This is a genomic window from Janthinobacterium fluminis, assembly GCF_028595325.1.
Lineage (GTDB): Bacteria > Pseudomonadota > Gammaproteobacteria > Burkholderiales > Burkholderiaceae_D > Janthinobacterium > Janthinobacterium fluminis.
The window spans coordinates 30,414-47,868 of sequence record NZ_JAQQXR010000004.1 but is presented as its reverse complement, the minus strand read 5'-3'; the positions used below and the strand labels follow the sequence as shown (position 1 = coordinate 47,868).

The window sequence follows — 17,455 nt, the reverse complement described above, 5'->3', positions numbered from 1 at the left end:
GGCTCAGCCGGCGACGACGACCTTGACCTTGGCGTCGCGCAGCACCTGCACCATGCGCGGCGGCGGTTCGGCGTCGGTGAACAGCACGTCGATCTGCGCCAGGTCGGCCATGCGCACCAGCGCCTTGCGGCCGAACTTGTCCTGGTCGGCCACCAGCCACACTTCGCGCGATTGTTCGATGATGGCCTGCGCCACTTTCACTTCGCGGGCGTCGAAGTCGCGCAGGCTGCCGTCCTCGTCTATGCTGGAGATGCCGATGATGCCGATGTCGACCTTGAACTGGCGGATGAAGTCGATGGTCGCCTCGCCGACGATGCCGCGGTCGCGCCCGCGCACGACGCCGCCGGCGACGATCACTTCGCAGTCGGCGTTGTCGGCCAGGATGGCCGCCACGTTCAGGTTGTTGGTGACCACGTGCAAGCCCTTGTGCTGGGCCAGCGCGCGCGCCACCTCTTCGGTGGTGGTGCCGATGTTGATCAGCAGCGAACAGCCTTGCGGCACGTGCTCGGCCACGGCCAGGGCGATGCGCCGCTTGGCCTCGCTGTTCAGGGTCTGGCGCTGGCTGTAGTCGATGTTCTCCACCGAGGAGGGCAGGCCGACGCCGCCGTGGTAGCGCGCCAGCAGCTTCGCCTCTTCCATCTGTTTGACGTCGCGCCGCACCGTTTGCGGCGTCACGTCCAATTGCTGCGCCAACTCCTCCACGGACATCGTCACCTTTTGACGCACCGCTTCGAGTAGTCTCCGTTGACGGGGATTTAGTGTCATATTTTTATCACTCTTCTTTCGATAGAACCATAAACGAACACAAACGAACAAATATCTATAATAATATGTTGCTACAGTTTCGTATTTTGTCGTATCTTACGGGCTGTATCTTAACCACAGTCGCGCGCCATGCATAGCCCTTACGCGCGCCGCAAGACAAACTCCTTGAATCGGGAATCAGATGGCTTCAGCACAGCACAATATCGATTGCGACCTCCTGATAGTGGGGGGCGGCATCAACGGCGCCGGCATCGCGCGCGACGCGGCCGGCCGCGGTTTGTCGGTGGTGCTGTGCGAGAAGGACGACCTGGCTGCGCACACCTCGTCGGCGTCCACCAAGCTGGTCCATGGCGGCCTGCGCTATCTGGAATACTATGAATTCAATCTGGTGCGCAAGGCGCTGATCGAGCGCGAGGTGCTGATGCGCTCGGCGGCGCACATCATGCGGCCGCTGCGCTTCGTGATGCCGCACGCCAAGGGCCAGCGCCCGGCGCTGATGATACGCGCCGGCCTGTTCCTCTACGACATACTGGCCAAGCGCGAGATCCTGGCCGGCTCCAGCGGCATCAATCTGCGCTCCCACGCGGCCGGCAAGCCGCTCAAGCCCGAGTTCACGCGCGGCTTCATCTATTCCGACGGCTGGGTCGACGACGCCCGCCTGGTCGTGCTGAACGCGATCGACGCCAGGGAAAAGGGCGCCACCGTCTTCACGCAAACGCGCTGCGCGGCGGTGGAGCGCCAGGCCGACGCCTGGCAAGCCCGGCTGGTGCGCCAGGGCGGCGAGGAGATCCAGGTGCGTGCGCGCTGCATGGTCAACGCCACCGGCCCGTGGACGGCGGACTTCCTGCAAACGGCCGCGCCCGAGGCGAAGGGCAAGAACCTGCGCCTGATCAAGGGCAGCCACATCGTCGTCAAGCGCCTGTTCGATCACGACAACGCCTATATCTTCCAGCACCTGGACGGGCGCATCGTGTTCGCCATTCCCTACGAGCAGGATTTCACGCTGATCGGCACCACCGACCTCGATTATCGCGGCGACCCCGCCCAGGTCGCCATCGACCAGGGCGAAATCGACTACCTGTGCGAGCTGACGAGCTATTATTTCAGCAAGCCGGTCCAGCCGGCCGATGTGCTCTGGACTTATTCCGGCGTGCGCCCGCTGGTCGAGGACGAGGCCGCCGACGCGAAAGCCGTCACGCGCGATTACCGCTTCGAGCTGGACCAGAACGGCCCGGCGCTGCTGAGCATCTTCGGCGGCAAGATCACCACCTTCCGCAAGCTGGCGGAGGAGGCGGTCGACCTGATCGCGCCGGCGCTGCAGAACCGCCACGGCGCCTGGACCGAGACGGCTTGCCTGCCCGGCGGCGACCTGTTCGGCAAGGAGCCGCAGAACCGCTCGGTGCTGGACTTTGAACAATTCGTCCACGGCCTGCAGCAGCAGTACGCCTGGCTGGCGCCGAAGCTGGTGGCGCGTTATGCGCGCGCCTACGGCACCCGCATCCACGCCTTGCTGGCCGGACGCGCGCGCCTGGCCGACATGGGCGAGGAAATCGCCGCCGGCCTGTATGCCGCCGAGGTGGACTATTTGCGCCAATACGAATGGGCCGGCAGCGCCAAGGATATCCTGTGGCGCCGTTCCAAGCTGGGGCTGCACCTGCCCGCGGACACCGCCGCCAAACTCGACGCATGGTTAGCCGCTAATAGCATTAGTTGACGTTGACGTGTAGGGTAGGGCGATCGCGATCCACTCAGAGAACGCGGCGGAATCAAGAGAGAAATAATCTAGGAGGAGGACCAAGTGCAACTTGTACTGGAAAACGTCAGCACCAAATACGGTGCTGAAGACCATTTGTACCCGATGTCGCTATCGTTGGTGCCCGGCGCGATCAATGTGCTGCTGGGAACGACGAAGGCCGGCAAAACCAGCCTGATGCGTGTCATGGCGGGGCTGGACCGGCCCACGCACGGCAAGGTGCGCGTCGACGGGCGCGATGTGACCGGCGTGTCGGTCAGCAAGCGCAACCTGGCGATGGTGTACCAGCAATTCATCAATTATCCGGCGTTCACGGTGTATGACAACATCGCCTCGCCGCTGCGCATCCGCAAGGTGCCGGAAGAGCAGATCCGCCCGCGCGTGATGGATCTGGCCGAGCGCCTGCACATCACCCCGTATCTGCAGCGCACGCCCGGCGAATTGTCGGGCGGCCAGCAACAGCGCACGGCGCTGGGCCGGGCGCTGATCAAGGACGCCGACCTGCTGCTGCTCGACGAGCCGCTGGTCAACCTCGACTACAAGCTGCGCGAGGAATTGCGCCGCGAGCTGACCGAGTTGTTCTCCGACGGCAAAACGACGGTCGTTTACGCGACCACCGAGCCGCTGGAGGCGCTGCAACTGGGCGGTTACGTGTCCGTGCTGCACGAGGGCCGCCTGCTGCAGCAGGGCCGCACGCTGGACGTGTTCAACGCGCCGAACTCGATCCAGGTGGCGCGCACCTTCAGCGACCCGCCGATCAACCTGATGCCGGCCAAGATAGACGCCGACGGCGTCGCCCACCTCGGCTCGGGCCTGGCGATTCCGCTCAGCGCCGAGCAGCGCCGCAGCGCCGCTCAGCACGGCGAGGTGATCCTCGGCCTGCGCGCCCACAGCCTGCACCTGGTGCCCCGTTCGCCCAGCGAATTCGCCATCGAAACCCAGGTCGACCTGGCCGAAATCGGCGGCTCGGAAACCTATGTGCACGCGCGCCGCGGCACCATCTCGCTGGTGGCCCAGCTGAGCGGCGTGCAGAACCTGGAGATCGGCTCCGTTTGCAATATGTATTGCAAACCGGAAGCCCTGTTCGTTTTCAGTCCCGACGGCGCGCTGTTGTTCGCGCCTTCGCTGGCATTTTCCGGAGCATAAGCATGGCCCGCATTGAATTGATCGATCTGGCGCACGCCTATAAACCGAATCCCAGCGCACCGACCGACTACGCGCTGCGGCCGATGACCAAGACCTGGGACGACGGCGGCGCCTACGCCTTGCTGGGGCCGTCCGGCTGCGGCAAGACGACGCTGCTCAACATCATCTCCGGCCTGGTCAAGCCTTCGCACGGCCGCGTGCTGTTCGACGGCAAGGACGTGACGCAGTTGCCGACCGAGGCGCGCAATATCGCCCAGGTGTTCCAGTTCCCCGTGATCTACGACACGATGACGGTCTACGACAATCTGGCCTTCCCGCTGCGCAACCGCGGCTGGAAGGAGCAGGACACCCGCAAGCGCGTCGAGCAGGTGGCGCAGATGCTGGAAATGACGGGCGAGCTGAAGCACCGCGCCAGCGGCCTGTCGGTCGACGCCAAGCAAAAGATTTCGCTGGGCCGCGGCCTGGTGCGCCCCGACGTCGCCGCCGTGCTGTTCGACGAGCCGCTGACGGTGATCGACCCGCACCTGAAATGGCTGTTGCGCCGCAAGCTCAAGGAAATCCACCACGAATTGAAGTTGTCGCTGATCTACGTCACCCACGACCAGGTCGAGGCGCTGACCTTCGCCGACCAGGTCGTCGTCATGACCCAGGGCGAAGTGGTGCAGACCGGCAGCGCCCAGGCCCTGTTCGAGGAGCCGGAGCACACCTTCGTCGGCTACTTCATCGGCAACCCCGGCATGAATCTGCTGCCGGCGACGCTGCAGGACGGCGCGATCCGCGTCGCCGACCACGCGCTGCCGCTGTCCGAGCGGGCCAAGGCGGCGCTGGCTGGCGCCGCCGGCAAGATCACGCTGGGCGTGCGCCCGGAATTCGTCGAATGCCTGGCCGTGCAGCAGGCCGACGCGGTGCCGGCGACGGTGCTGGCGGTGCGCAATATGGGCACCCACTACCTGGCGGAGTTCCGCTTGGGAATGAACACGGTGGCGGCCAAGCTGCGCGTGATCGGCGCGACGGCGGGCGACCAGGTCTGGTTGCGCTTCCCGCAAGAGCGCACTTTGTACTACGTCAACGATAAACGGGTGGCTTAATGAAAACATATAACAACCGCGCCTGGTTCCTGATTTTGCCCGTCATCATCTGCGTGGCTTTTTCCGCGATTCTGCCCTTGATGACGGTGGTCAACTATTCGGTGCAGGACATTCTCAGCCCGACGCAGAAAGTCTTCGTCGGCACCGAGTGGTTCCGCATGGTGCTGCTCGACGCCGACCTGCACGGCGCCCTGATACGCCAACTGGTGTTCTCGCTGTCGGTGCTGGCCGTGCAGATTCCGCTGGGCATCCTGATCGCCCTGTGCATGCCGGCCGACGGCTGGAAAGCCTCGCTGTCGCTGGTCTTGATCGCGCTGCCGCTGCTGATCCCATGGAACGTCGTCGGCACCATCTGGCAGATTTTCGGCCGCGGCGACATCGGCCTGATGGGCTACACCCTGAACCACATCGGCCTGGACTACAACTACAGCGGCAACCCCACCGACGCGTGGCTGACCGTGATGGTGATGGACATCTGGCACTGGACGCCCTTGGTGGTGCTGCTGTGCTACGCCGGCCTGCGCGCGATTCCCGACGCCTACTACCAGGCGGCGCGCATCGACGGCGCCTCGCGCCTGGCGGTGTTCCGCTACATCCAGTTGCCGAAAATGCGCAATGTGCTGATGATCGCCGTGCTGCTGCGCTTCATGGACAGCTTCATGATCTACACGGAACCGTTCGTGCTGACGGGCGGTGGGCCGGGTAACGCCACCACCTTCCTGTCGCAGTACCTGACGCAAAAAGCGGTCGGGCAGTTCGACCTGGGACCGGCGTCGGCGTTCTCGCTGATCTATTTCCTGATTATCCTGCTGTTCTGTTTTGTCCTGTACACCTGGATGCAGCGTGTCGGCACCGGAGACCAAAAATGATGCATAAACGTATTACGGCGCCGCTGCTGATCGCCTTCCTGCTGCTGTCGCTGCTGCCGATCTATTGGATGTTCAATATGTCGCTGAAGACCAACGAGGAAATCGTCGGCACCCTCAGCCTGTGGCCCGTCCACCTGACCTTCGACAACTACAAGACCATCTTCACGGACGCGTCCTGGTACAGCGGCTACCTCAACTCGATGATCTACGTCGCCATGAACATGCTGTTCTCGGTGGCGGTGGCGCTGCCGGCCGCATATGCCTTCTCGCGCTACTCCTTCATCGGCGACAAGCACCTGTTCTTCTGGCTGCTGACCAACCGCATGACGCCGCCGGCCGTGTTCCTGCTGCCGTTCTTCCAGTTGTACTCGTCCGTCGGCCTGATGGACACCCATTTGGCCGTGGCGCTGGCGCACATGGTCTTCAACGTGCCGCTGGCCGTGTGGATACTGGAGGGCTTCATGTCCGGCATTCCCAAGGAAATCGACGAGACGGCCTACATCGACGGCTACAGCTTCCCGAAATTCTTCATCAGGATCTTCCTGCCGATGATCAAGTCGGGCGTCGGCGTGACGGCCTTCTTCTGCTTCATGTTCAGCTGGGTTGAATTGCTGTTGGCGCGCACGCTGACCTCGGTCAACGCCAAGCCGATCGCCGCGACGATGACGCGCACGGTGTCGGCGGCGGGCATGGACTGGGGCGTGCTGGCCGCGGCCGGCGTGCTGACCATCGTGCCGGGCGCGCTGGTGATCTGGTTTGTACGGCATTACATTGCCAAAGGTTTCGCGATGGGGAGGGTGTAATGATGGAAAATACGGAAAGCGTTTTTGCCTGGATGGCATGGACCCAGCCGGTCGCGCTGTTTTTCGCCGCGATCATCCTGATGTTGATCGGCATGACGGTCTGGCAAATCAAATCGCCGAGCATCGAGCGCAAAGGCTTTCTGCCGATGCCGACGACGCGCGGCGACCGCTTATTCATTAGCCTGCTGACGGCCGCCTATGTTAATCTCGCCTGGGCTGGTTTTACTGAAATGCAACAGTCAATAGGCGCGGCCTTGAGTTTTGTTTTGTTGTTGGTGGTAATGCGTTGGGGTTAAGTTGTTGGAATGTTCGAACTATAAAAGGAGATTGAAGATGAAATTGAAATTCACGGCCCTTGCGGCTGCCGCGATGCTGGTGTCGGGTGCCTCTTTCGCCGACACGAAATCGGCCGAAACATGGGTCAACAAAGAATTCCAACCGTCCAGCCTGAGCAAGCAGCAGCAGATGGAAGAAATGAAATGGTTCATTGAAGCCGCCGATAAATTGAAGAAAAAAGGCATCAAGGAAATCAGCGTCGTGTCGGAAACCATCGACACCCACGTCTACGAATCGAAGACCCTGGCCAAGGCGTTTGAAGAAATCACCGGCATCAAGGTCAAGCACGACATTATCCAGGAAGGCGACGTCGTCGAGAAACTGCAAACCTCGATGCAATCGGGTAAAAGCATTTACGACGGCTGGGTCTCGGATTCCGATCTGATCGGCACCCATTATCGTTACGGCGCGATTGAACCGCTGTCCGATTACATCAAGGCGGCCGGCAAGGATTACACCAATCCGGGCCTGGATTTGAAGGATTTCATCGGCACCAGCTTCACCACGGCGCCGGACGGCAAGCTCTACCAGTTGCCCGACCAGCAATTCGCCAATGTCTACTGGTTCCGCGCCGACTGGTTCGCGCGCAAGGACCTGCAAGCGAAATTCAAGGCCAAATACGGCTACGACCTGGGCGTGCCGCAAAACTGGTCGGCCTATGAAGACATCGCCGCCTTCTTCACCAACGACATCAAGGAAATTGATGGCAAGAAGGTGTTCGGCCATATGGACTACGGCAAGAAAGACCCCTCGCTGGGCTGGCGCTTCACCGACGCCTGGTTGTCGATGGCCGGCGCCGCCGACAAGGGCATTCCGAACGGCTTGCCGGTCGACGAGTGGGGCATCCGCGTCGCCGCCGACAAGTGCACGCCGGTTGGCGCCTCGGTGTCGCGCGGTGGCGCGACCAACTCGCCGGCCGCCGTCTTCGCGCTGAGCAAGTACGTCGAGTGGATGAAGAAATACGCCCCGCCGCAAGCGAACGGCATGAACTTCTCCGAATCCGGCCCCGTGCCGGCCCAGGGCGAGATCGCCCAGCAAATCTTCTGGTACACGGCCTTCACGGCCGGCATGATGAAGCCGGGCCTGCCGGTGATGAACAAGGACGGCACGCCGAAATGGCGAATGGCGCCGTCGCCGCACGGCCCGTACTGGAAAGAGGGCATGCAGAACGGCTACCAGGACGTCGGTTCCTGGACCTTCTTCAAGTCCACGCCGGACGACCGCAAGGCGGCCGCCTGGTTGTACGCGCAGTTCGTGACCTCGAAAACGGTGTCGCTGAAGAAATCCATCGTCGGCCTGACCTTCATCCGCGAATCGGACATCAAGCACGACTACTTCACCAAGCACGCCAACGAATACGGCGGCTTGATCGAGTTCTACCGCAGCCCCGCGCGCGTGGCGTGGACGCCGACCGGCGGCAACGTGCCCGACTATCCTAAGCTGGCGCAACTGTGGTGGAAGAACGTGGCCCAGGCCGTGACGGGCGAAAAAACGCCGCAACTGGCCATGGACAACCTGGCCGAGGAAATGGACCAGGTGATGGCCCGTCTGCAACGCGCCGGCATGAAAGCCTGCGCGCCTAAGCTGAACCCGAAAGGCGACCCGAACAAGTACCTGTCGGACACGGCCGCGCCGTGGAAGAAGCTGGCGAACGAAAAGCCGAAGGGCGAGACGATCGCCTACGACAAGCTCTTGCAAGCCTGGAAAGAAGGCCGCGTCAAGTAAGCCTGTTCAGTGCCGCATCCGCGCGCTATGCTGGGCGGATGCGGGCAGCGTAATCCGCTTGCCGGGAAGGTAGGGCCGGCCCGTTCTGGGCGGGCCGGGGCCTTCCCGTTTTCATGTATCGCCTTCAAAAAATGACCAAATACATTCTCGCCCTGGACCAGGGCACGACCAGTTCGCGCGCCATCCTGTTCGACCACGCGGGCCGCCCGCACGCCAGCGCGCAGAAGGAATTCCGCCAGATCTTCCCGCAGCCGGGTTGGGTCGAGCACGACGCCAACGAAATCTGGGCGTCGCAGATCGGCGTGGTGCAGCAGTTGCTGCGCGAGAGCGGCGTGGGCGTCGCCGACATCGCCGCCATCGGCGTGACCAACCAGCGCGAAACGACGGTGCTGTGGGACCGCGCCACGGGCGAGCCGGTGGCCAACGCCATCGTCTGGCAAGACCGGCGCAACGCCGCCTTCTGCGAGCAATTGCAAGAGCAGGGCAAGGCGCCGCTGTTCCAGGACAAGACCGGGCTGGTGCTGGACGCCTACTTCTCCGGCACCAAGCTGAAGTGGCTGCTCGACAACGTGCCGCGGGCGCGCGAACGGGCCGAGCGCGGTGAACTGGCCTTCGGCACCATCGACACCTGGCTGATCTACAAAATGAGCGGCGCCCACATCACCGACCCGAGCAACGCGGCGCGCACGATGTTGTTCAACATCCACACGCTGCAGTGGGATGCGGAGCTGCTGGAATTGCTGGATATTCCCGCCGCCCTGTTGCCGGCCATCGTGCCCAGCAGCGGCGTGGCCGCCCACACCCACGCCGACCTGCTGGGCGCGGCGCTGCCGATCGCCGGCATCGCCGGCGACCAGCAGGCGGCCACCTTTGGCCAGGTCTGCCTGAAGCCGGGCATGGCGAAAAACACCTTCGGCACGGGCTGCTTCATGCTGATGAACGTCGGCAAGCGGCCGATCGCCTCGAAAAACCGCCTGCTGATGACCATAGGCTGGAGCGTCGGGCAGGGCGCGGCCGCCTCGACCGACTACCTGCTCGAAGGCAGCGCCTTCGTCGCCGGCGCCGCCGTGCAGTGGATGCGCGACGGCCTGGGCATCATCCGCGACTCGTCCGAGGTCGAGGCGCTGGCCACCAGCGTGCCCGACACCGGCGGCATGGTCTTCGTGCCGGCCTTCGCCGGCCTGGGCGCGCCGTACTGGGACCCCTACGCCCGCGGCACCCTGGTCGGCATCACTCGCGGCACCACGCGCGCCCACATCGCCCGCGCCGCGCTGGAGGGCGTGGCCTACCAGAACGTCGACGTGCTGAGCGCGATGCAAAAGGATGCCGCCATTCCGCTGACGGAACTGCGGGTGGACGGCGGCGGCGCGCGCAACGACATGATGATGCAATTCCAGGCCGACATCCTCGACGTGCCGGTGGTGCGTCCGGTGGTGACGGAAACGACGGCGCTGGGCGCGGCCTATCTGGCCGGTTTGGCGGTGGGCTTCTGGGCTTCGCTGGAGGAAATCGCCGGGCAATGGCAGATGGCGCGGCGCTTCGAGCCGAAGATGGCGGCCGACGAGCGGCTGAGCCGGCTGCACAAATGGCAGCGCGCGGTGGACCGCTCGCGCGACTGGAGCGAATGAGGGCAGGGGGCTGAACACCCCCGGGGTCTGACCCGCTCTCAGGGTCGGACCCCAGCTGTTACGATAGCCAAAAGCCGGGGTCCGACCCAAAGAACGGGTCAGACCCCTGGACCGGGGCTTATCCCCGATAGCGGTGTATCCGGTATTTCTTGACCACGCCGTCGGGGTGGAACAGCACCACCACCTCGCGCTTGCGCTCAGTGGCGAAGAGCGAGCCCTGGCCGACGATGGACAGGTAGCGCGCCAGGCCGCTGGCCTCTTCCTTGTTCTTGTACACCCACACGTCGTAGCCGCTGTCGAGGCTGATGGCGGTGGCCTGGCCGAGCGCCATGTCCAGCTCGGCCTTGGTGGTCTTGCCGACCGTGATGCTGTTATACAGGGCATCGGTCTTCTGCGTTTCGTTCATCGTGTTCCAGGTCGCGGCGCTGGCGGCCACGGCCAGCGCGGCCAGGCAGCCCAGGGCGATTTTTGCGATCATTTTCATCAAAATGTACTCCCCCTTATGCATTCTCGTTGCAGGCTAGCTGCAGCCAGTTCGCCCGGCATGGCGCGCGGGCGGCGTATCGTCTGGCCAGGGCGGGGATCGGCAAAGGATCGGTGCGCGGCCGCGACATCGAAGGCTAGTGTCGCCATTTTCCGCGCAAAGCACGACTGAATTGTGGGAAGGAGCGCCAGTTGCGCCGTCAGGTGGCGCGATACGGTACTTTTCTGCGCCTTACTGCAGCACCTCGGTCGACAGTTCCAGGGTTTCCTTGATTTCCTCCATCACCACATAGCTTTTCGACTGCGCGGCGCCGGGCAGTTGCAGCAGCATGTCGCCCAGCAGCTTGCGGTATTCCGCCATTTCGTGGATGCGCGCCTTGATCAGGTAATCGAAATCGCCCGACACCAGATGGCATTCCTGCACCTCGGGAATGCGCAGTACTTCGCGGCGGAATTGCTCGAAGGCGAGGGCGGATTTCTGGTTCAGCGTGATCTCGACGAACACCAGCAGTTTCGCGCCCAGTGCGGCGGGCTCAACCTTGGCGTAATATCCGGTAATGACGCCGTCGCGCTCCATCCGCTTGACCCGCTCGATGCAGGGCGTGATCGACAGGCCGACGCGCTCGCCCAGATCCTTCATCGAGATGCGCCCCTCGCGTTGCAGGATACGCAGGATATGGCGGTCCAGCTTGTCCAGGCTGCGCATGGACTCTTTATGAATTCGCATGATTAATTACTGAATATTCCATTTTATACGTGAACAAATGCTGGTCACTTCCCAATATCATAGCGGTTAATCTGGTAATCTGGTAATCTGGTCGAAATTCAAGCGAGGAAATTATGCGTGTCGTTATTCTGGGTAGCGGTGTCATCGGTGTCACCACCGCCTATTATCTGGCCAAGCAGGGGCATGACGTCACCGTCATCGACCGCCAGCCCGGGCCGGCGCTTGAAACCAGCTTCGCCAACGCAGGGCAAATCTCGCCCGGCTACGCCTCGCCGTGGGCCGCGCCCGGCATTCCGCTGAAGGCCGTGAAATGGATGTTGCAGCGCCACGCGCCGCTGTCGATCACCCCAGACGGTAGCATGTTCCAGCTGCAATGGATGTGGCAGATGTTGCGTAATTGCACAGCCGAGCGCTATTCCGTGAATAAGGAGCGCATGGTGCGCCTGGCCGAATACAGCCGCGACTGCTTCAAAGTGTTGCGCGCCGAGGCCGGCATCACCTACGAGGGCCGCCAGCAGGGCACGATGCAATTGTTCCGCACCGAGAAGCAATTCGCCGACGCGGCCAAAGACATCCAGGTGCTCAAGGATTCCGGTGTGCCATACGAGTTGCTGACGCGCGAGGAACTGGCGCGCGCCGAGCCGGCGCTGGGCGCCATCAAGCACAAGCTGGTGGGCAGCCTGCGCCTGCCGAACGATGAAACGGGCGATTGCCAGCTGTTCACGACGCGCCTGGCGGCGATGGCTGTGGCGCTGGGCGTCACATTCCGCTACAACGTCGGCATCGACGGCCTCGACGTGGCCGGCGGCGAAATCGCCGGCGTGCGCTGCGGCGGCGAAGTGATCAAGGCCGACTCCTACGTCGTTGCGCTGGGCGCCTACTCGACTACTTTGCTCAAATCGCTGGTGAACATTCCCGTCTACCCGCTCAAGGGCTATTCGATCACCGTGCCCATCGTCGACGCGGCGCGCGCGCCGGTGTCGACCATCCTCGACGAAACCTACAAGATCGCCGTGACCCGCTTCGACGACCGCATCCGCGTCGGCGGCATGGCGGAAATCGCCGGCTTCGACACGCGCCTGAACCCGCGCCGCCGCGCCACGCTGGAAATGGTCGTCAACGACCTGTTCCCCGGCGCCGGCGACACGGCCAAGGCCGAATTCTGGACCGGGCTGCGGCCGATGACGCCGGACGGCACGCCGATAGTCGGCCGCACGCCGCTGCGCAATCTGTACCTGAACACCGGCCACGGCACGCTGGGCTGGACCATGTCCTGCGGTTCGGCGCAAATGCTGGCCGACCTGATGTCGGTGAAAAAACCGGCGATCCTGGCCGACGACCTGTCCGTCGGGCGCTACAGCGGCGCCCAGGGGACGGACGGCCTGAACTACGCCGGAGCATAAGCAGATGAGCACGAACGGGCATAAAAACCGCAGCGGCGCCATCCTCACCGTCGACCTCGACGCGGTGCGCGCCAACTACCGCCTGCTGCGCGCGCGGGCGGCGCCGGCGGCCTGCTCGGCCGTGTTGAAATCGGACGCCTATGGCCTGGGCGCGGTGCCGGTCGCCGCCGCCCTGTACGCCGAAGGGTGCCGGCACTTCTTCGTCGCCCACCTCGACGAAGGCATCGCCTTGCGCCCCCACGTGCCGGCGGACGCCGCCATCTTCGTGCTGCACGGCCCGCCGCTCGGCACCGAAGCCGACTTCACCGACCACCAACTGACGCCGGTGCTCAACAGCACGCAGCAAGTGGCCGGCTGGCGCGCCCACGCGCGGGCGCTGGGCCGCACGCTGGCGGCCGTGATCCAGGTCGACAGCGGCATGTCGCGCATGGGCATGGCGCCGGCCGAAATCGACGCCTGGCTGGCCGACCCGCACTTCCTCGACGGCATCGACATGCAATACCTGATGAGCCACCTGGCCTGTGCCGAGCAGCCCGACAACCCGATGAACGCGCTGCAACTCGAACGCTTCAAGGCCATCCGCGCGCGGCTGCCGGCGTGTCCGGCCAGCTTCGCCAACTCATCCGGTGTATTCCTGCCGGCCGACTACCACTTCGACCTGGTGCGGCCGGGAGCGGCGCTGTACGGCATCGCGCCGATAGCCGGCGCGGCCAACCCGATGCGGCCGGTCGTGCGCCTGCAAGGCAAAGTACTGCAAACGCGCACCATCGAACCGGGCGAGCACGTCGGCTACAGCCGCCGCTACACGGCCAGCGAAACGCGGCAAGTGGCGACCGTCGCGGTCGGCTACGCGGACGGCTGGCTGCGCAGCATGAGCAACATCGGCGTCGCCATCGTCGACGGCGTGCGCGTGCCGCAGATCGGCGCCATCTCGATGGACAGCATCACCCTCGACGTCAGCGCCATCCCGAGCGAGCGCGTCGAAGCGGGCAGCCTGGTCGACCTGATCTGCGCCGAACACCCGGTCGACGCCGTGGCCAGCCTGGCCAACACCATCGGCTACGAAGTGCTGAGCAACCTGGGGCGGCGCTACTACCGCGAATACACCGGCGCCTAAAAAGTTGCAAACCCCCTGGGGTCAGGTCTAGACATGACGGTTTTCACCTAAGAAACCGCCATGTCTAGACCTGACCCCATTGTTGCTTTTGAGCCCGGTGTTGTTTTTATGCCGAAAACCGCCATGTCTAGACCTGACCCCATTGTTGTGTGAAACCATTGTTGTGTGGCGCCGGTAAGGTGCTGCGCAGGGGGTGGTTTTGTGCCAGTATGGGGGCCACGCTGGTTTTTCTTTTACCGTTATCGGGGATTGTATGAGCCAATTTAATATTGCCGTTGTCGTTGGCAGTCTGCGCAAGGATTCGTTTAATCGGAAGATGGCCGCCGCGATCGTGAAGCTGGGGCCGCCGCATTTTGTGTTTACGCAGGCGGAGATCGGCGATTTGCCTTTGTATAACCAGGACGACGACGGCCAGCCCGGCGAGCAGGTCCAGCGTTTGAAGGCGCATATCGCCGGCGCGCAGGGCTTGTTGTTTGTCACGCCGGAATATAACCGTTCGATTTCCGGTGTGCTGAAAAACGCGATCGATCATGCCTCGCGCCCTTATGGCCAGAGCGTCTGGGCCGGTAAGCCCGCCGGTGTGCTGGGGGTGTCGGTCGGCGCCGCCGGCACGGCCTTGGCGCAGCAGCATTTGCGTAATATTCTCGGCTATCTGGATGTGCCTACCCTGGGTCAGCCGGAGGCGTTTATTCAGGTGAAGGATGGTTTGTTCGACGATGCCGGCGGTATCGGTCCGGCCAGCCTGGGTTTTCTGCAGGCTTGGATGCGGCAGTATGTCAGTTGGGTCGAGAAGCACGCGGCGCCGCTCTGAGCCGTTGCGTAGTCTGTGTCATGGGAAGCCGCTGGAAAGCGGCTTCTTGTTTTGTTGCCCCTGTTTCTGCCGAGTTCGCCGCGCAAACTGATCCGGTTCTTTCTTCCGTTTCTGAGTCTGGTATGTATTTTTGTCAAGCGCTACAGTGTAGGTCTTCAAGAACACATTCGCCGGGTAGGTATTATGTTTGGTCTTTCTGCGCTCGAACTGGCACGGATACAGTTTGGTTTCACGATTTCGTTCCACATCGTTTTCCCCGCCATCACGATTGGTCTGGCCAGTTATTTGACGGTGCTGGAGGCGGCGTGGCTGCGCACGCGCCAGCAGGTGTATCTGGACTTGTATCATTTTTGGTCGAAGATTTTCGCCGTCAATTTCGGCATGGGTGTCGTCTCCGGCCTGGTCATGGCCTATCAGTTCGGCACCAATTGGAGCGCTTTTTCGCAGTTCGCCGGCAGCGTTACCGGCCCTTTGCTGACGTATGAGGTGTTGACGGCGTTTTTCCTGGAGGCGGGTTTTCTCGGCGTGATGTTGTTCGGCTGGAATAAGGTCGGCCCCGCGCTGCATATGATGTCGACGGCGATGGTGGCGCTGGGCACGCTCATTTCCGCCACGTGGATTATCGCGTCGAATAGTTGGATGCATACGCCGCAGGGTTATGAGATCGTCGACGGCCGCGTGGTGCCGGTCGACTGGCTGCAGGTGATCTTTAATCCATCTTTCCCTTACCGTTTGCTGCATATGAGTGTCGCCGCCTTCCTCGCCACGGCGCTGCTGGTGGTGGCGTCGGCCGCCTGGCATTTGTTGCGCGGCCGGGATAATGCGGCGATCCGCAAGATGATGTCGATGGGTTTGTGGCTGGTGTTGCTTGTCGCGCCCATCCAGGCCGTTATCGGCGATTTCCACGGTTTGAATACCTTGAAGTATCAGCCGGCGAAGATCGCGGCGATGGAGGGCCATTGGGAAAACAAGGGCGAGGAGGGCACGCCGTTGATACTGTTCGGCTGGCCCGATATGGAGCGCGAGGAAACCCGCTTTAAGCTTGAGATTCCCCGTCTCGGCGGTTTGATCCTGACCCACGACTGGAACGGCAAGGTTCCCGGTCTGAAGGATTTCGCGCCGCGCGACCGGCCCAATTCGCTGGTGGTGTTCTGGTCTTTCCGCGTGATGGTCGGGCTGGGTATGTTGATGATTGCGCTGGGGGCGTGGGGCGCCTGGCTGCGCTGGCGCGGCAATTTGTGGCGTTCGCGGCTGTTCCTGCGTTTTGCCTTGCTGATGGGGCCGGCGGGCATCGTCGCCATGCTGGCCGGCTGGTACACGACGGAGATCGGCCGCCAGCCCTGGACGATACATGGTTTGTTGCGCACGGCCGACGCGGTGTCGGCGCACGGCGCCGTCCAGCTCGGCGTGACGTTGGTGCTGTTCGTGGTGATTTATTTCGCCGTGTTCGGCACCGGTATCGGCTATCTGTTCCGTTTGATCCGGGTCGGGCCGAAGGCGCACGAGGGCGGCCGCACGGAGCAGGGCGGCCCCGGCCATGAGCGCACGCCGATGCGGCCCTTGTCGGCGTCGAGCGAGTTGAACATCGGCGACCCCAGCCAACCACAGGGAGCACAGTAAATGGGTATCGATCTGGCATTGATTTGGGCCGTCATCATTTTGTTCAGCATCATGATGTATGTGGTGATGGATGGTTTCGACCTGGGCATCGGCATCCTGTATCCGTTTTTCCCGGACAAGGACGAGCGCGATGTGATGATGAATACGGTCGCCCCCGTGTGGGACGGCAACGAAACCTGGCTGGTGCTGGGCGGCGCCGGTTTGATGGCGGCGTTTCCGCAGGCGTATGCGGTGGTGTTGAGCGCATTTTATCTGCCGCTGATTTTTATGCTGATGGGGCTGATTTTCCGCGGCGTCGCCTTCGAGTTCCGCTTCAAGGCGCGCGAGCATGAGCGCCATTTCTGGGACAAGGCGTTTATCGGCGGTTCCATTGCCGCGACTTTTTTCCAGGGCGTCACGCTGGGCGCGTATATCCAGGGTGTGCCGGTGATCGACCGGGCCTACGCGGGCGGGCCGCTGGACTGGGTTTCCGCCTTTTCGCTGTTCACCGGCGCCGGCCTGGTGATCGCCTATGCCTTGCTCGGCAGTACCTGGCTGATCATGAAGACGGACGGCCCCTTGCAGCGCCGCGCCTATGCCATCACGCGCAAGCTGGTGTGGCTGTTGCTGGCCGTGATCGTCGTGATCAGCGTCTGGACGCCGCTGGCCGACGCCGCCATCGCCGCGCGCTGGTTCAGCCTGCCGAACCTGTTCTGGTTCGCGCCGGTGCCGCTGCTGGTGGCGGCCAGCGCCTGGATGTTGCACCGTTCGCTGCGCCTGCAGCATCAGGTGCGGCCTTTCCTGTACACGCTGGCGCTGGTGTTTCTTGGTTATAGCGGGCTGGGCATCAGCCTGTGGCCGAACATCATTCCGCCCTCGGTGTCGATCTGGCAAGCCGCCTCGCCGCCGCAAAGCCTGGGTTTCACGCTGGTCGGCGCGCTGTTGATTATTCCGGTGATTCTGGTGTACACGGTGTGGGCATATTATGTTTTCCGCGGCAAGGTCAGTCATGGCGAGGCTTATCACTGATGGGACATGGCGTCTGGTGGAGGCGGCTGGGCTGGTTGCTGGCGATCTGGTGCGCCAGCGTGGCGGCGCTGGCCGTGCTCGCGTATTTGATGCGCTTGCTGATGCGGGCGGCGGGCTTGAGCAACTGAACGGGCCGGCCCGCCGCGATTTGAGGAAGTAGCACTTGACCTTAC

17 protein-coding genes are annotated in these 17,455 nt (G+C 63.1%); 14 read left to right on the top strand and 3 right to left on the bottom strand.

The annotated features are described in order from the left end of the window. Positions 1–3 precede the first annotated feature (3 nt). Complete coding sequence (locus OIK44_RS11455; protein WP_273670884.1) at positions 4–765, bottom strand: DeoR/GlpR family DNA-binding transcription regulator; 762 nt, start codon at positions 763–765, stop codon at positions 4–6. 181 nt (positions 766–946) lie between these two features. Between OIK44_RS11455 and glpD the strand changes: the two genes are divergently transcribed. The 8 genes from glpD (at position 947) to glpK (ending at position 10,113) form a co-directional block, all read left to right on the top strand. Further along, a complete protein-coding gene (glpD, locus tag OIK44_RS11450) occupies positions 947–2,479 on the top strand; it encodes a glycerol-3-phosphate dehydrogenase (protein ID WP_273670883.1) in 1,533 nt (510 codons plus the stop codon). An 84-nt stretch (positions 2,480–2,563) separates the two neighbouring features. After that, the gene (locus OIK44_RS11445) at positions 2,564–3,664 is read left to right on the top strand and encodes an ABC transporter ATP-binding protein (protein ID WP_273670882.1); all 1,101 of its coding nucleotides are present in this window, start codon (positions 2,564–2,566) and stop codon (positions 3,662–3,664) included. 2 nt (positions 3,665–3,666) lie between these two features. Continuing rightward, positions 3,667–4,752 carry an ABC transporter ATP-binding protein gene (locus OIK44_RS11440; protein ID WP_273670881.1) on the top strand — a complete coding sequence of 362 codons (1,086 nt, stop codon included), beginning with the start codon at positions 3,667–3,669 and terminating at the stop codon, positions 4,750–4,752. Beyond that, positions 4,752–5,621 carry a carbohydrate ABC transporter permease gene (locus OIK44_RS11435; protein WP_273670880.1) on the top strand — a complete coding sequence of 290 codons (870 nt, stop codon included), beginning with the start codon at positions 4,752–4,754 and terminating at the stop codon, positions 5,619–5,621. The genes OIK44_RS11440 and OIK44_RS11435 overlap by 1 nt, the downstream gene beginning before the upstream one ends. After that, complete coding sequence (locus OIK44_RS11430; RefSeq protein WP_273671243.1) at positions 5,621–6,424, top strand: carbohydrate ABC transporter permease; 804 nt, start codon at positions 5,621–5,623, stop codon at positions 6,422–6,424. Before OIK44_RS11435 ends, OIK44_RS11430 begins: the two co-directional genes overlap by 1 nt. A 2-nt stretch (positions 6,425–6,426) precedes the next feature. Next, positions 6,427–6,720 (top strand): DUF2160 domain-containing protein, encoded by a 294-nt coding sequence (locus tag OIK44_RS11425; RefSeq protein ID WP_273671242.1) that lies wholly within the window; start codon positions 6,427–6,429, stop codon positions 6,718–6,720. Between the two features lie 37 nt (positions 6,721–6,757). Beyond that, a complete protein-coding gene (locus OIK44_RS11420) occupies positions 6,758–8,485 on the top strand; it encodes an ABC transporter substrate-binding protein (protein WP_273670879.1) in 1,728 nt (575 codons plus the stop codon). Between the two features lie 131 nt (positions 8,486–8,616). Then, entirely contained in the window at positions 8,617–10,113 is a 1,497-nt protein-coding gene (gene glpK, locus OIK44_RS11415) for a glycerol kinase GlpK (protein ID WP_273670878.1), read from the top strand. Between the two features lie 118 nt (positions 10,114–10,231). Here the strand turns inward: glpK and OIK44_RS11410 are convergent, their stop codons facing one another. Both OIK44_RS11410 and OIK44_RS11405 read right to left on the bottom strand, forming a co-directional pair. Beyond that, entirely contained in the window at positions 10,232–10,597 is a 366-nt protein-coding gene (locus OIK44_RS11410) for a hypothetical protein (RefSeq protein ID WP_273670877.1), read from the bottom strand. Between the two features lie 231 nt (positions 10,598–10,828). Continuing rightward, a complete protein-coding gene (locus OIK44_RS11405) occupies positions 10,829–11,323 on the bottom strand; it encodes an Lrp/AsnC ligand binding domain-containing protein (RefSeq protein WP_273670876.1) in 495 nt (164 codons plus the stop codon). Positions 11,324–11,436: 113 nt separating this feature from the next. Here OIK44_RS11405 and OIK44_RS11400 point away from each other — a divergent pair, with 113 nt between their 5' ends. From OIK44_RS11400 to OIK44_RS11375, 6 genes are all read left to right on the top strand, one after another. Beyond that, positions 11,437–12,726 (top strand): D-amino acid dehydrogenase, encoded by a 1,290-nt coding sequence (locus OIK44_RS11400; RefSeq protein WP_273670875.1) that lies wholly within the window; start codon positions 11,437–11,439, stop codon positions 12,724–12,726. A 4-nt stretch (positions 12,727–12,730) separates the two neighbouring features. Next, positions 12,731–13,843: an alanine racemase gene (gene alr / locus OIK44_RS11395; RefSeq protein ID WP_273670874.1), complete on the top strand. Its 1,113-nt coding sequence runs from the start codon at positions 12,731–12,733 to the stop codon at positions 13,841–13,843. A gap of 253 nt (positions 13,844–14,096) precedes the next feature. Continuing rightward, complete coding sequence (locus tag OIK44_RS11390) at positions 14,097–14,654, top strand: NADPH-dependent FMN reductase (RefSeq protein WP_273670873.1); 558 nt, start codon at positions 14,097–14,099, stop codon at positions 14,652–14,654. Positions 14,655–14,837: 183 nt separating this feature from the next. Further along, positions 14,838–16,274: a cytochrome ubiquinol oxidase subunit I gene (locus OIK44_RS11385; RefSeq protein ID WP_273670872.1), complete on the top strand. Its 1,437-nt coding sequence runs from the start codon at positions 14,838–14,840 to the stop codon at positions 16,272–16,274. After that, entirely contained in the window at positions 16,275–17,282 is a 1,008-nt protein-coding gene (cydB, locus tag OIK44_RS11380) for a cytochrome d ubiquinol oxidase subunit II (protein ID WP_273670871.1), read from the top strand. After that, positions 17,282–17,410, top strand: coding sequence for a DUF2474 family protein (locus tag OIK44_RS11375; protein ID WP_273670870.1), 129 nt, complete (start codon positions 17,282–17,284; stop codon positions 17,408–17,410). The genes cydB and OIK44_RS11375 overlap by 1 nt, the downstream gene beginning before the upstream one ends. Positions 17,411–17,455: the final 45 nt, after the last annotated feature.